Genomic DNA, 14,434 nt, shown 5'->3' with positions numbered 1-14,434 from the left:
CCTGTTTCTGTATCAAATTCACCCCTGTTTGATGCCAAAAGCGATCCATCGTCCATCGATATCCTCGATCACAAACTCTTTGTTATTATAGTCAGTATGATTGAGGGCACGTACGATTTTCACATCTGCATTAATCAATTCCTGTTGAAGCTTTTCCTGATTTTTGGTAATAAAATATGCATCATATCCGTAACCATATAATTCTCTGTTGGGCATTACCTTTTGTCCATTACTTTGGGTTAAAATAATCTCGGTAAGATCACGATAAAGACAGATATGAGGTTCCGCGGCCTCGAGATATTCGACCACACGAAAGCCCATCTTTCTTTCATAAAACTGTGCCGTTCGCTTCATATCCAACGTCGGAAATACGCTGTGGGGCATTAGTAGTAAGTGATTCATACTGTTAACTCCTTAAAATATAATGAAATTAGTTATGTATTCCAATCACCATCTTACCCAATTTCAGGGAAATAGTACATACAGTATGACATTATTGCCATATGATAAAATGAAGTGTAAAATGATATATTGCTTTTCATCATATTCATACCCAAGACAGGAATGGTTACGTGAAAGATAAAATTGTCATGCCACTCTGGACGTGCTGCCTGTTCATTGTTGTGATGAACACCACCATGTTCAATGTTTCATTGCCCGTCATTATTCATGATTTGCAGATTACCTCAGACCTGGGTTCTTGGGTCATCTCAAGCTATTCTATTGGTTACGCCCTGTCGACGGTGATATACAGTCGATTATCAGACCGTATTCCGGTACGCAAACTGTTAACGGTCGGGCTTCTGATTCTGGGGTTATCTTCGTTGCTCGGATTGTTCGCGCATAACTTCGCAATCTTGTTGCTGACACGCATACTACAATCAGCAGGTGCAGGAGTTATGGCCGGGCTGGGTCTGGTCATTGCAAGTCGTTACATCCCTGTGGAACGACGCGGAGCTGCCATCGCACTCATCTCATCAGGTAGTGCCATGGCTTTTGGACTTGGCCCCATTGTCGGCGGACTCATTAGCGAATACTGGGGTTGGAACGGACTTTTTGCCATAACCGTGCTCGTCCTGCTCGCCCTGCCTGTATTGCTCTATTTTCTCCCACGTGAATCCGTCAAAACGGATCAGCCGTTTGATGTTATTGGTGCCATATTAACCGTCATTAATGCAACTACACTTCTCGTCGCGATCACCCAGCAGTCCTGGTTATGGTTTGCCATTGGCGTGATTTCACTTGCTGCACACCTCCTGTATATTCGGAAAGCGAGTCTTCCATTCGTGAATCCACACGTGTTCCGAACGCCAGGATACACCCGGTTAATCCTTATCGGATTCTGCGTGCTGGTCGTGAATTTGGGCAATCTGTTTCTCATGCCGCTTGTGCTTGCAGATCTATATGGACGCTCATCGCTCGCCATTGGTTTGCTGATTGCTCCAGGAGCCATTGTTGCAGCATTCTGCACCCGTTTCGTCGGACGCTGGATCGACCGTTATGGCAATATGCGATTTATGATCATCGGACACATCCTGCTCGCAGCGGTACTTGCCTTATTCATGCTCGGACTTGATCAATCCGCCCTGATCATTACCAGTGGTTATCTCTTTTTCTCACCGGCACTCTCGGCATCCATGGCTTCATTGAATAATGAAGCGTCACGTGTACTGCCCAAAACACAGATTGGTTCTGGTATGGGGATGTTACAATTGATTCAGTTCTTCGGTGGATCGGTATCTGTAGCCGTGTGCGGGTTGCTGTTGCACAGCATTCCGGGAGTATCAGTAGAGGAAGCCTATCATGTGGTATACGCTTGTCTGTTGCTCGTCTGCGTTGTTTCTCTGGGTCTGACCGTCTGGCATAGCAGAGCTTCACGCTCAGGCATTGAACCTCTTGCGTTGGAAGATTAATATTTGATGTTTAAAGTTCAGAACAAAAAGGCCCGCATCAAGCGCGAGCCTTTTTAAATCTGGAACAGAAATGCCGTTTTTTTAAAGTGAATCACTCAATGAACTTGAACTTACCGATTACTTTCCTTATTTCACCTTACAGCAGCGCTAACTATTTCCCGTCCAGTGCTGACTTCCAGGCCTCCATGATGCTAATTGGGGATTTGCTGCTGCTCTCGCCGCCACCTTCCTTCGTCCAAAGTGGTGGATAATATGCGAATACTTGTCCTGTCTGAAGCTGTGTCATATCATCCTGCCAACCTTTCCAGCGAAACGTCTGATAGAACTGCCCCAGGTCACCATCCGCCAGCCAGTTGATGAACTCCGAATATGTCAGTTCTGTCGATTCCCATTCAAGTGTATCCGGTGCAAAATAATAGATGTGTCCCGTACGGCCATACTTGCCTGTATCCAGTCCGAAGAAACCACCCGCCGCATCATATGCGACGACCATCATACCTTCCAGAACATCTACCCAAGGTTGCTCACTCACACCATTCCAACTGGTGAGGCTTCCATATGTACTGTCACCACCCGCACCAAGCAGCGTAATCCAACCATGGTCCAGTACGATACCTTCTGTCTCATAGGCAACAGCTCCCAAATAGGATTTGGTGCTTATTTGCAGACGATAGAGGACATCCTCTCCAGCCTCCTGCTTTGCTGGAACATACACATATGTATTTTGCCCATTATCCAGGAGTTCCTTGAGTTCTTCCCATGCGTGATTCTCTCGATCTACTAATTCAGCTATCGTTAATGTATTCATGAGCAGTCTCCTCACTGATTTTGTAAAAAGCATATCATGGCTTATTAACCCGTTCAAATCTGCTATAATCTAGCTCACAGGTAAATTTAAGGAGGAACAACTTTGCTTCGTACAGTTTTGCTGATTATGCCGATTCTAATGTTATTCGCATCTGGTTGTCAGGACCGTACCCTGTCCATGAAGACACCCGTTTCTGTTCAAAAGTCTGATCCTCAAGTCATCCATTACATATCTCCCCAAGGAAACGACTCGAATAAAGGAACCCTTCAGTCTCCGTGGAAAACGTTGCAGCACGCAGCCGAACATGCTTCGCCAGGAAGCACGATCTATCTGCGTGAAGGTCTCTATCATCAGAAAGTCAAAATCACCCGGAGTGGCCATTCCTCCGGTAATCCGACCCTATTTTCCAGCTATCCGCAAGAGAATGTCATCATTGATGGGGAAGGCCTCTCTGCAGAAGGGATCGAAGGGCTGATCGAGATTGAAAATGCCAATTATATCACCATTCAAAACCTAGAAATTCGTAACTTCACAACCACACTCAGAGGTCAGGTTCCAACCGGAATCTATGTCCACGGAGCGGGTGAACATATTCAGCTGTTGGGTAACACCATTCATGCGATCGCTAGTTACGCTTCTCCTGAGGGTCCCGATTTGAGTGGCAGGGATGCCCACGGTATTGGCATATACGGCACAGAACACCCTCGAGCATTACGCAATATCATCATTAAAGATAATGAATTATATGATCTTACCCTTGGCTCCAGCGAGGCCCTTGCCATCAACGGCAATGTCGATACGTTTGCCATACAGAACAATATCATCCACGATTCCGACAATATTGGTATTGATCTGATCGGGTATGAGGGTACATCCGAAGACGACACGTACGATCAGGCTCGGAACGGCATTGTACGAGGCAACGAAGTATACGATATTACATCCAATAACAACCCTTCCTATGGAACAGACCTGCCCAATGATACCCATTCGGCCGGTGGCATCTATGTAGATGGCGGAAAAGATCATATCATTGACAAGAACCGGGTATACCGGAACGATATCGGAATTGAGATTGCCTCGGAGCATGCCGGACGTTCAACCAGCAACATTACTGTGCGTGATAACCTGATCTATTCCAATAGATTAACGGGCATTGCCATGGGAGGTTATGACGAGGAACGAGGAGCTACTGAGGATAGCGAAATTATGTACAATACGCTCGTGGGGAATGATACCCTGAATGCAGGCAACGGACAGTTATTCATGCAGTCACGGACGAAGAACAATACATTTATGCGCAACATTCTCGTATCGGGCAGCTCGGAAGTATTGATATACAATGAATATACCAGCAATACTGGCAATGTGTTTGACCATAATGTCTATTACTCACCAGGAGAACAGGGAGATGCCCTATGGGTCTGGAAAAATAAAGCCTACTCCGGCATTGCCGCCTACATGAAGGGATCTGGCAACGATGCACACTCGATATATGTGAATCCAGCATTTATGAATGACTCCAACGAAGATTTCCGTCTTCAGGCGAATTCTCCGGCGAAGTCGTATGGCTATCTTGCTCCGCGGTAAAGGTAATCTGGTACTACTCAAGTGAAATTAGCCCGTCTATTTACACACAAATAAAGGAGCTGTGCGATGTGGGATCGTTTTCCTCACAAATGCACAGGCTCCTTTTCGCTTTCTTTTGATGCAATCCAACCGTTAACTTCTTACCATCTGAGCTGCATGTGTCACCCGGTTTCGTCCTCCAGTTTTGGAGGCATACAGTGCCTTGTCCGCTCTTTGGAACAAGGACTGTTCCGTATCTTCCTCTACAACAGTGGCCGCACCGATACTCACAGTTATGTTATATTCACCCCAGTCGGCTGAAGCAACCTGTGAACGATATCGTTCTGCGATACCGATCGCCTGCTGCTCTTCACAACCTGGAAGAATGATAACAAATTCCTCCCCGCCGTAACGTGCAACCACATCCGTACTTCGCGACAACGATTGCAGCAGCCCTGCCAGATTGCCGAGCACCAGATCTCCGATCGGATGTCCGTACGTATCATTAATGCTTTTAAAATGATCAATGTCCACAACGAGAAGGGAGAAATAACGTTGTTTCTCCTGAAACATCATTAAACTTTCAAACATTTTTTCCTGGAAAAACCTGCGGTTCTTCAATCCTGTCAACAAGTCGGTGGAGGCCAGTGTCTCCAACTGATCATTCACTTTAATTAACGCCTGCTCTTTAATTTTATATTCCTCATGCAGTCGTTCAAGTTCTTTGTTCGCTTCTTGCGTCGCTTGATACAGCTCCTGTAGTTTGGTTTTGGTATGCAAAATATCCTTCTCATGTTCGATTCGCTTACGCATGACTACAACAACACAATCCATAACACTTTCCCCGTCACGTGTCATACGAATACCGTTGAGCAGCACAGGAACAGACTGTTGATCACGGGTACGGAACGTGAAGTACATCTCGTCCACATGTCCGTATAGCTGGATGTATGGATAGAAATACGTATGGAAAAACACCTTGTTGCTCACCGACATGGTGGACTCAATATGTCGTCCCATAAGCTCGTCTCGTTCGTAACCAAGCATCGTAAGAAAAGTTTGATTAATAGATTGTACAATCCCTGAATCAGAAATAGAGAAGTATCCACAGGGGGCCAGATCTAATTGTATGTCCATGAATAACTGCCTTTCTTCCGATTTTTATGCGCTCGTTAAATAATCCTTAATCATGCGGATCGTTTCTTCCGGTTGACTTAGATGCGGATAATGTCCCTTAGCCGTCATCTGTTGCAACCTGCTATTCTTCAGATGAGCGTGCAAGTAATCCCCGACTTCTACCGGAGCAATGCTGTCATCGGAGCACTGAAGAATCAATGTTGGCACAGTTGCCTGCTCCAGATCAATCCGGCAGTCCGATAGAAACGTCACTTCGGCAAATTGTCTCGCAATATGCGGGTTTCTGGAGCAGAAGCTTTTCTCCAACTCTTCCGACAGATCTCTTCGTTCCGGATTGTTCATCACAATGGGTGCCATATAACTTGCCCATCCAATAAAATTCATCTGCATCATCTCAAGCAATTCATCGATATCATTCCGATCAAATCCTCCATAATAATTCGGCAGATCATTCACGTATCGTGGGGAAGGCCCTAACATGACGATTTGTTTGAAATATTTGGAGTTCTGAATGGATGCCAGCATCCCAATCATACTGCTGACGGAATGCCCGACAAATATGGTGTCCCTTAATTCGAGTGCTTCCATAATCTCCAGCACATCCTGGGCGTATCCTTGGAGGTTGCTATATTTGCCAGCATCATAATAGTTAATTTGAGATTCGCCAGATCCAACATAATCAAACAACACCACACGGTAGTTGTCCATAAAACCTGGAACAATGTAACGCCACATATCCTGATCGCACCCAAAACCATGAGCAAATACAATTGTTTGGCTACCTGAGCCAAGCACTTTAACATTATTTCTTACAAGCACATCAATCGTCATTTCATATCACCTCTCCGAGGTAGTATTCACTTGAATCAATACATCTGATTATTATATCGGAAAATGTTGGAATATGAATTAAAAATGTTTAATAACTTCTCTCATTCACCAAAAATCATGAATACATCATTTGAATGCGCGCTTTACAATCTGACTACCGTCAGGTAAAATCAGTTCAACATGTCGCGCGACAGAGATCAACATTACGGAGGAAAACCATGAGTACTTCTACATTCAGCCCTACACCTCAGCAACTCTGGGGAAGATCATTTATTTTCATCATGTTAGCCAACGCATTATTGTTTATGGCCTTTGAAATGCTGCTACCTACCTTGCCTTTGTTTGTCTCAAGTCTTGGTGGCGAAGCCTCCCAAATTGGGCTTGTTACCGGCGTATTTATGTTTTCCGCCATCTTGATTCGCCCCTTCACATCTGTTTTGGCAGCTCGAATAGATAAAAAATATCTGTTGATTATCGGTATCACTATCTGTGCATTAATGACAGGTGCATACTACCTATCGTCAGGTATTTGGATGATTCTTCTATTTCGAGTGATCCACGGATTCGGATTTGGTTTGGCAACAACATATTTTGCAACGATTGCCACTGAAAACATACCAAGAGATCGTCGGGGAGAAGGTATGGGCTATTTTGGCGTAGGGGAGACGGTCGCCATATCCATCGGTCCATTGATTGGAACAAGCCTGTTGTTTAGGTACGACTACCAGAGCCTGTTTATGGGAGGTATGTGCATTTTGCTGCTCGCTCTCCTGATGACGGTATTTGTATCCCGTAAGCCGAAAACAGGGGGTAGTAGCGAGTCCATGCAAACTCATGTCCCTTCGGTGAAATTGATTGAGAAGAAGGTACTTTTCCCTTCACTTCTCATTATGCTCGTTGGCATTGCAGCGGGTTCAATCATGTCCTTTGTGGCTTTATTCGCCGCCGAAAGAGGGTTCGAGAATATAGCCTGGTTTTTCTTCATCGTCGCCATCGCCAGCTTTGCTGTCCGACTGTTCTCTGGGAAAATGTTTGATCGATGGGGACCGGGATCCGTGTTGCTGCCTTCTGCCTTGTTTGCAATCGCAGGACTGCTGGTTCTGATTATCGCCCAAAGTGATGTGCAATTCCTGATTGCCGGCGCGTTATACGGCTTTGGCTTTGGTGCCATATTCCCGGCGATTCAGACTTGGTGTGTGAATCTTGTAGAAGAACATGAGCATGAAAATGCGATGGCTTCCTTCTTTAACTTCTTTGACCTCGGAATTGGTGGTGGTTCGTTGATTCTGGGCGTTGTAGCTTCTGCATTTTCCTATACGGTGGTGTATGCTATATCTATAGGCATTTTTGTGGTATATATCTTGTTATATTTGGTATACTCCCAAAAACAACAGAGATATACAGCTCACCAACTGGAGGTAGACATTGAGTAAAAAACGAATCAAGGAAATTGCCATTCAACATTTCAATCGTCTGGGTTACGAGGGGACCAAGATGGCGCAGATTGCCGAAGAGGCCGGCATTCGCAAGCAATCCCTGGCTTATCACTATTCATCCAAAAAAGCGTTATTGCTGGAGTTATATGAGGAAGTTGTGCAGGAGGAACAACAGTTTGTACGCCAATTTTTCAGTAAGTCTATTACCCAAACTCTAGATCAGCAGCTATATGCTTTTTTGCATGAACACAAAAATCGCTTTCTAACTCATCCGAACGTCGCTTTTATGTATATCCTGTCCTTTATCACACCACTGGAGGTGCATGATTTTGTACTGGCCCAGTATCGAACGTACCTCGGGACACTGAAGGAAGAGCTGGCAGCCGTATTTACCAGACATCCTGACATACGCCTGAGTCCGGAAGAAGCCACCATAGCCTTTGTCACCGTAATGGATGGATTGGATGTACAACTCGTGTATGAGACACGGCAATCCTATGAACAAGCTTTGGCAATTACTTGGAATGTCTTCTGGTCAGGCATCCAGCGCTAACCAATCGATTATGATTAGACTACACCAATAAGAGAGGGGTGCCCCGTCAGCCATGTTAATGACTTTTGGGACAGCCCCTCTATTTCTTTATTTCACAGTTAGGATCACACGTTGATAATGCTTCAACTGATGCTCTCCGTCGTCCTGTACTTCAGCAACGATATGAAGGGTATCGCCCGATTTGGCATCATCCGGAACAGTGAATTTCACCGTTTCGGTATCACTTCCCTGCAATTTTATCGTATCTACCTGCTCATCCTTGGCAAGTTCACGATGCAGTCCAAGCTGCAGATCACCCGCCATTTCAGGCTGAACTTTGTTCGGTTCTACTTTGGAATCCTCATAGGTGTCCGCTTCGAAATATCTCCACCACGTATAGGTCAGTTGATCTCCATCCGGGTCTGTGCCTTCCGCGTGAAGAGTAACTTCCTCCCCAGGACTTACACTTAGATCCAGCCCTTCCTTAATGGTTATGGATGGATTGTGGTTGGCACCTTCGTAAGTGTCTGCAATTGCCCAATCTGCACGTGCTGCAAAATCATCCTGGATATCGTCAAACCATCTCATCAGAGAATATTCGGCTTCGTACCGTTTGGTGTAGGGATCGTAATCAAGCACATTGTTTCTAAATAGCTTGTCGTTTACATCGCCAAAGCGTCCTCCCCAACCGCCGTAGGAAGGGTCTTCCATACTGCGCAGCCCATTATCGATCAGATAAAAGAAGGAAGGAGAATCACCCTCGGATATAAAATCGTACTTGTCATATTGCGGATTGTTCTTGAGATATTCAGCACTTCCCCGCTGTTCTTCGGCCAGTTCGCCTTCGATCATTTTGCCGTCACCCATCGACGCGTACATGTCCATTAGCTTGCCATGTCCGTTCAGGATATTCTTGACCATCCAGTCACCATGTAGCTTGCTGTTTACTTCTTCGGCATGCATCTTCCATGCATAGGCAAAATGCCAAAAGTTCGATTGATCGTTGAGAATCCGGATATCTGGCCAATTTTTCGCAATGTATTCGTTGTAGCTGTCATCCTGGTCCAAAATGATATACAGAACCAGTTTGTCGCTCACTTTTTTGCGAATCGTTTCCCACTCGGCCGTGTCTTTGTACTGTTCCTCAATTGATTTCAGCGCTCTGGCTGTGGTATTGGTGCCACCCCATGTCTGAACAATCAGGTCTCGGGAATCATTGTCAAGGAAAAGAGTTTCGAGAAATTCGGAACCTTCGGTTTCCTTCTCCATCTCCCCTTTATCGGAAATATTCCCGATCTTGGTCATCGCTCGAAGCTGTTCCGGCTCCGGGTAGCCCTCCGCATGTTTGGACAAGTTCGGATAGATCTCGCCATAGGCATCGATCATGTCGTACACCCACTGTGTACCTGTCCAGCGGAACGGTTTGATCCCTGCTTCCTCATCTCCTGCATAATGGTACACTGAGCTGGTCAGTACGATCCCGGCGAGGTCCATCTCATTGGAATACAAGAGGAACCGAATAACCGAGTTCATATCATCCACTTCACCGTCGGTTGTAATCACCGTTCTTCCTTTGGCAGCTTGGTCATTTGCAGGTTTCTGGGTTTCATTTTCGGTCTGCTCTGTCGCCGGATTTCGTGTGTCACTCGCAGTCTGTGGCGCTTTGGATGCACATCCACTAATCACCAGAATTAAACTAAGACAACCTGCGGCCAATCCTTTTAACCATGTTTTCTTGTTCATGATGCTCCCCTTTCTTCTGTACAGCGTGATGTAAGTGTTGGGATACGTACGTTCTCTGTTTTTCTATCGTTAATATGGACCGTAACATGCAAAAAAACCCGAACATCAATATGAATGGCACAAAGTCCACGCATAATGATACTCAGGTTTTGCCTGCCCGAAGCAGTAACAATCCTTATTTGAGTGAAAGTATATCATGTTCAACAAACAATGTAAACGTATTCAAATGTTTTTGATTCATCTTTGATATTGTATAATGCCTATAGCGAACAAAAGAATCAAACGAATTGGCATGATACTACATAATATTATCAGGAGGAATCAGCCATCATGCAACAACTGGATGCGGCCTTGAACCGTTTTGTAGAACAGCAGGATTTATATAATGAAGCTTATGGACTTTTCAAAAATCATGATCTGCGCCCTCGTGAACAACAATACCAGGTGGAAGTAGATACACGAATCACTCTTTCTCCAGAACTTGAGTATCTGTACAGTCACTATGAAATGGTAGATGGTCAAGCTGAAGGTACACTCAAAATGAAAAATGCCGCTGTTGAGATCGGTGATGCTGCACTGATCTTCTTTGTAGCACCTGAACATCTGCTTCGTCAGCAACTGGGTTTCCGATGGATTGGCATGAATGAACCCTATGAGGAGTCTCCTACTTGGCCAAAAAATCATATCGTCATCGCAAACTTTAACGATGATCCTTTAATTGTAGATGTGGAAGCACCGAACTCTCCCGTATATGTCGCTTTTACAGGTGGAGAACCAAACCGCGTTGCCGATTCGTTGTCTGACTTTTTCAATGCACTATCTATCCTGATTGAAGCGGCACGCACCTATGCCGGAGAATTGAAAGATGAAGAGACCTATGAGACCAAGCCAGAGGTTCTGGAGCAAGTGGAGCCTTTATTGCAGGATCTGTTGGGAGAAGAATATACTGCTCATCTCTTCGAGTATCTGTCATTTTGCTAAACCATTGAACTAGAGGAATTGGAGGGGCATCCCTATGATCTATGTGGCTTTGCTACGTGGCATTAATGTAGGCGGGAACAATAAAATTAATATGAAACAGCTGAAAGAAACGTTTGAACAAGCTGGCATGCTCGATGTCGTTACATACATCAACTCTGGCAATATAATTTTTGCCGATTATCAAGAAGAACGTGCCGATGCAAATAGGGAGATATCCCTTGTGCTGGAACAGGCCATCGCCGCCGACTTCGGCTTACAGATCAGGGTAATGGTGCGGAATATGGATGAGATCCAGAGAGTTATTGAAGCACTGCCAGAAGAATGGACTAATGATGACACGGCCAAAAGTGATGTAATGTTCCTCTGGGATGAGATCAATGAGCCCTCCGTGCTGGAGCAATTGCCCATTAAACCGGAAATCGGCACACTGATTTATGTTCCCGGAGCTATTTTGTATTCAGTCAGCAGAGAGGATGCTTCCAAAAGTGGCATGAACAAGCTTGTGGGTTCCAAAGTCTATGCTTATATGACCGTAAGAAACGTGAATACGTCACGTAAGATATACGCCCTGATGCGAGCAGCAGCAGAAAATTAACTCGGAAACAGCAAAATGAACATTCCATTATTCCCCGTCTGAATTGTATGAAAATAAAGCATGCAGAAACCATCCTTATGGATGTCTCCTGCATGCTTTTCACCATGTTTAAGAAACTATGCTTTTCTTTCGTATATTAGTTAATCTGAATTCGTCTGCGAGATTGATCATCCCCAGGACGTTTCGGAATCTCAAGCTTCAACACGCCGTCTTCCAATCTGGCCTTAATATTCTCCTCATCAATATGATCTACATAGAAACGCCGGATAAATTCGCCGGATCGGCGTTCCTGCCGAATGATCCGATTGCAGTCATCCTTCTGTTCGATCATGTCATGACGTTTGGCACGAATAATCAATTCTTTACCTTCAACTTGGATGTCTATATTCTCTTTGGCGATGCCCGGAAGCTCGGCTTCTACGCAATATTTGTCTTCTTCCTCACGAATGTCCGTACGAAATGGCTGGGAGCCAGTTCCAAAAGGGGAGAGGAATGAATTCTCAACCATGTCATTGAAGGATTTCAACATGTGTCCGAACGGGTCTTCATTTCGCTTACGAAACGGAATCAGATCAAACATGAAAATCAGCTCCTTTAGTGTGGTTGGTTTATTGGTGTTGCTTACATGGTTTATTATAATACCCGTGCAATTAAGGCTCAAAGTCCGTAATAGACGAAAAAAAACGATTTTCTTTCACCATGGTTCACTATTTTAAAATAGATCCTTTTTTCTTTTATTTTGACTTATTTTGACCTTCTGACTTTGTCTGACTATAACGAATGAATAGTGTCCAAGTATGATCATTGACGCGGATGCCATTTCAACCACTTCATCTGAATGAACTCCATGATCAACATCGCTGCTCTGATCGTTACCCTTTAAGCTGAAACCGATCCAGAAAACGCCGAATAATAAGATTGGAGGATTGATTCTCCCGCATGACCCAGCCAATTGAAATAACACGTTGTATGCTCTCAATTTCAATGATGGTAAAGTCATGATGTAGTACACTTCTGTCATGTGTAAAGGAGTATTCATGCCCAATCGTCACAGCATTTAATTGAGCAAGCGCAGCATTGACCACTTCAGAATTATTGGTTCGAAAAAGTACATCCACCTCGCCTACCCTTTGTGAAAGCTCCTTCATGAAATCATCCACCAGCTCGTCATTAAATAACACAAGCGTCTCATTCTTCAGCTCTTGCAAGGAGATTGATTTTTGGTCAGCCAACCGGTTCGTAAGATTCACGCACGCGCGCATGACTCCTTCATCAATCGGTACAAAGTGTAGGCCTGCCAGGTGCTGCTCCATATCATCTTGGTAAAGGGCAATCAGTCCGAGATCCACCTGTTTGTTACGGACATCTTTGATAATATTGCGTGCAGCACTCTCGGAAAGTTCAAATCTCAGATCAGGATATCGCTTCTTCATACTCGCGATGGTAGGTATAATACCGGGTACACCGCCGGGTATGGCTGACAATCGCAGTTCTCCACGGATGGACTCCCCAATATATTGGGCATCCTCTTTGATTGTTTGTACGATGTCCACGACGGATTTCATTTTATCCACAATCGGCTTGGCCTGCTCCAGCATAAACGCACCATTTCGAGAACGGCTGAACAAGGGCATGCCAAGCTCAGTCTCCAGACGTGTTATGGCCTGACTGATGGTGGATTGCGTTACTGACAGAGCCGAAGCAGCCAGTGTAATTGATTTTGTTTTTTCCACTTCAAGTACATATTGCATTTGTTCCAAATTCATAGACGACCTCTATTCTTCTATCATTAATTTTATTTAAGTTAACTACACTTTTGTTAAATATACATGAACCAAAAAATTAAGTATACTTTGAACAGAAGCTAAATGTAAGCGAAATCATATTATCTCACTTGACAAAGGAGCGCTATATATGAATACATTTGAGAACCGTTTTGCGGGTAAAGTAGCCATTGTTACAGGTGGAGCATCCGGTATCGGTTATGCCATTGCAAGACGACTTGTCCAAGAAGGGGCTTCTGTACTTGCCGCTGACCTGAATACGGAACGCTTGGAAGCCATCCAAGGTGAACTTGGGGAACGTTTTGTCGGAGTGAAAGCTAATGTGACCGTCGAAACAGATGTGGAGGAAATGGTCCAAGCCGCGGTTAAACAATTCGGAAAGCTGGATTTAGCCTTTAATGTGGCTGGTGCATCCCGGGCAGGTGTAATCACTGAACTATCCGAGAAGGACTGGGACTTTACCGTGGACCTGTGCATGAAGGGGGTCTTCCTAAGCATGAAACACGAAGCTATTGAGATGGCCAAACATGGTGGCGGAGCCATTGTGAACGTAGCTTCTCTCAACTCCCAGGTGCCTATGTATGCCGGATCGGCTTATGCTTCTGCCAAAGCTGGCGTCGAAATGCTTACGAAGAACGGAGCGCTTGAAATGGCTCGCAACGGTATCCGTGTGAATGCTATCCTTCCCGGCCTGATCGATACGCCGTTAACTGCGGAACTGCTCTCCAATGCAGACATTAAAGAAGCTTATATGGAACGCATCCCTATGAAACGGGCTGCACAACCAGAGGAAATGACAGGACCTGCCTTGTTCCTCGCGAGTGAGGATGCGGGTTATGTATCGGGTTCCAGTCTGATCGTGGATGGCGCGTGGGCGACTACCGGTTATCCGGACTTGAGCCGCTGGTTCTAACCCTTCAAAAGGTATAGCCCTCTCGTGTAGTGACCCATACTAACGCAAAGTAAAGCCTATTGGACAGAAATCATTCTGCCAATAGGCTTTTTGTTTTCATTGATATCTGGAAAACATCATTTTTACACAAATTGCAGACTTCTCTTACCTCTCCTTAACATAAGCTCTCTATACTGAAGCAGTTGTAACTAC

The 14,434-nt window shown here is 45.0% G+C and carries 14 protein-coding genes; 7 read left to right on the top strand and 7 right to left on the bottom strand.

Annotated features, from left to right (window positions below; translation table 11 throughout):
* Positions 1-18: 18 nt before the first annotated feature.
* Positions 19-402: a VOC family protein gene (locus tag MHH93_RS14600; protein WP_500054618.1), complete on the bottom strand. Its 384-nt coding sequence runs from the start codon at positions 400-402 to the stop codon at positions 19-21.
* A 170-nt stretch (positions 403-572) separates the two neighbouring features.
* Between MHH93_RS14600 and MHH93_RS14595 the strand changes: the two genes are divergently transcribed.
* Positions 573-1,913, top strand: coding sequence for an MFS transporter (locus MHH93_RS14595; protein ID WP_500054617.1), 1,341 nt, complete (start codon positions 573-575; stop codon positions 1,911-1,913).
* 151 nt (positions 1,914-2,064) lie between these two features.
* Here MHH93_RS14595 and MHH93_RS14590 read toward each other — a convergent pair whose 3' ends face one another.
* Complete coding sequence (locus MHH93_RS14590; protein ID WP_500054616.1) at positions 2,065-2,721, bottom strand: DUF2625 family protein; 657 nt, start codon at positions 2,719-2,721, stop codon at positions 2,065-2,067.
* Positions 2,722-2,823: 102 nt separating this feature from the next.
* On the opposite strand from MHH93_RS14590, the gene MHH93_RS14585 reads away from it, so the two are divergent.
* The gene (locus MHH93_RS14585; protein WP_500054615.1) at positions 2,824-4,311 is read left to right on the top strand and encodes a right-handed parallel beta-helix repeat-containing protein; all 1,488 of its coding nucleotides are present in this window, start codon (positions 2,824-2,826) and stop codon (positions 4,309-4,311) included.
* Positions 4,312-4,443: 132 nt separating this feature from the next.
* Here MHH93_RS14585 and MHH93_RS14580 read toward each other — a convergent pair whose 3' ends face one another.
* Entirely contained in the window at positions 4,444-5,427 is a 984-nt protein-coding gene (locus MHH93_RS14580; protein ID WP_500054614.1) for a sensor domain-containing diguanylate cyclase, read from the bottom strand.
* Between the two features lie 24 nt (positions 5,428-5,451).
* A complete protein-coding gene (locus MHH93_RS14575) occupies positions 5,452-6,258 on the bottom strand; it encodes an alpha/beta fold hydrolase (protein WP_500054613.1) in 807 nt (268 codons plus the stop codon).
* A gap of 218 nt (positions 6,259-6,476) precedes the next feature.
* On the opposite strand from MHH93_RS14575, the gene MHH93_RS14570 reads away from it, so the two are divergent.
* Together MHH93_RS14570 and MHH93_RS14565 are read left to right on the top strand one after the other, a co-directional pair.
* A complete protein-coding gene (locus tag MHH93_RS14570) occupies positions 6,477-7,691 on the top strand; it encodes an MFS transporter (protein WP_500054612.1) in 1,215 nt (404 codons plus the stop codon).
* On the top strand, positions 7,684-8,247 hold the full coding sequence (locus tag MHH93_RS14565) for a TetR/AcrR family transcriptional regulator (protein WP_500054611.1): 564 nt from the start codon (positions 7,684-7,686) through the stop codon (positions 8,245-8,247). Before MHH93_RS14570 ends, MHH93_RS14565 begins: the two co-directional genes overlap by 8 nt.
* A gap of 87 nt (positions 8,248-8,334) precedes the next feature.
* Here MHH93_RS14565 and MHH93_RS14560 read toward each other — a convergent pair whose 3' ends face one another.
* Positions 8,335-9,969, bottom strand: coding sequence for a DUF1593 domain-containing protein (locus MHH93_RS14560; RefSeq protein ID WP_500054610.1), 1,635 nt, complete (start codon positions 9,967-9,969; stop codon positions 8,335-8,337).
* A 330-nt stretch (positions 9,970-10,299) separates the two neighbouring features.
* Between MHH93_RS14560 and MHH93_RS14555 the strand changes: the two genes are divergently transcribed.
* Together MHH93_RS14555 and MHH93_RS14550 are read left to right on the top strand one after the other, a co-directional pair.
* A complete protein-coding gene (locus MHH93_RS14555) occupies positions 10,300-10,950 on the top strand; it encodes a hypothetical protein (protein WP_500054609.1) in 651 nt (216 codons plus the stop codon).
* A gap of 34 nt (positions 10,951-10,984) precedes the next feature.
* Positions 10,985-11,545 carry a DUF1697 domain-containing protein gene (locus MHH93_RS14550; RefSeq protein WP_500054608.1) on the top strand — a complete coding sequence of 187 codons (561 nt, stop codon included), beginning with the start codon at positions 10,985-10,987 and terminating at the stop codon, positions 11,543-11,545.
* Between the two features lie 136 nt (positions 11,546-11,681).
* Here MHH93_RS14550 and MHH93_RS14545 read toward each other — a convergent pair whose 3' ends face one another.
* Both MHH93_RS14545 and MHH93_RS14540 read right to left on the bottom strand, forming a co-directional pair.
* Positions 11,682-12,125 carry an Hsp20/alpha crystallin family protein gene (locus MHH93_RS14545; RefSeq protein ID WP_500054607.1) on the bottom strand — a complete coding sequence of 148 codons (444 nt, stop codon included), beginning with the start codon at positions 12,123-12,125 and terminating at the stop codon, positions 11,682-11,684.
* Between the two features lie 292 nt (positions 12,126-12,417).
* Positions 12,418-13,311 (bottom strand): LysR family transcriptional regulator, encoded by an 894-nt coding sequence (locus tag MHH93_RS14540; RefSeq protein WP_500054606.1) that lies wholly within the window; start codon positions 13,309-13,311, stop codon positions 12,418-12,420.
* Between the two features lie 148 nt (positions 13,312-13,459).
* Here MHH93_RS14540 and MHH93_RS14535 point away from each other — a divergent pair, with 148 nt between their 5' ends.
* Positions 13,460-14,242 (top strand): SDR family NAD(P)-dependent oxidoreductase, encoded by a 783-nt coding sequence (locus tag MHH93_RS14535; RefSeq protein WP_500054605.1) that lies wholly within the window; start codon positions 13,460-13,462, stop codon positions 14,240-14,242.
* Positions 14,243-14,434: the final 192 nt, after the last annotated feature.

Origin of the sequence: Priestia sp. FSL H7-0729, assembly GCF_038005685.1 — a bacterium.
GTDB lineage: Bacteria > Bacillota > Bacilli > Paenibacillales > Paenibacillaceae > Paenibacillus.
The sequence above is the reverse complement of the archived record's forward strand: the minus strand, read 5'-3'. Positions and strand labels throughout refer to the sequence as shown.

Coding starts and splice junctions, on each gene's coding strand:
- MHH93_RS14540 (WP_500054606.1), bottom strand. CDS start 13,311: ATGAATTTGGAACAAATGCAATATGTACTTGAAGTGGAAAAAACAAAA.
- MHH93_RS14560 (WP_500054610.1), bottom strand. CDS start 9,969: ATGAACAAGAAAACATGGTTAAAAGGATTGGCCGCAGGTTGTCTTAGT.
- MHH93_RS14545 (WP_500054607.1), bottom strand. CDS start 12,125: ATGTTTGATCTGATTCCGTTTCGTAAGCGAAATGAAGACCCGTTCGGA.
- MHH93_RS14555 (WP_500054609.1), top strand. CDS start 10,300: ATGCAACAACTGGATGCGGCCTTGAACCGTTTTGTAGAACAGCAGGAT.
- MHH93_RS14600 (WP_500054618.1), bottom strand. CDS start 402: ATGAATCACTTACTACTAATGCCCCACAGCGTATTTCCGACGTTGGAT.
- MHH93_RS14550 (WP_500054608.1), top strand. CDS start 10,985: ATGATCTATGTGGCTTTGCTACGTGGCATTAATGTAGGCGGGAACAAT.
- MHH93_RS14590 (WP_500054616.1), bottom strand. CDS start 2,721: ATGAATACATTAACGATAGCTGAATTAGTAGATCGAGAGAATCACGCA.
- MHH93_RS14580 (WP_500054614.1), bottom strand. CDS start 5,427: ATGGACATACAATTAGATCTGGCCCCCTGTGGATACTTCTCTATTTCT.
- MHH93_RS14535 (WP_500054605.1), top strand. CDS start 13,460: ATGAATACATTTGAGAACCGTTTTGCGGGTAAAGTAGCCATTGTTACA.
- MHH93_RS14570 (WP_500054612.1), top strand. CDS start 6,477: ATGAGTACTTCTACATTCAGCCCTACACCTCAGCAACTCTGGGGAAGA.
- MHH93_RS14575 (WP_500054613.1), bottom strand. CDS start 6,258: ATGACGATTGATGTGCTTGTAAGAAATAATGTTAAAGTGCTTGGCTCA.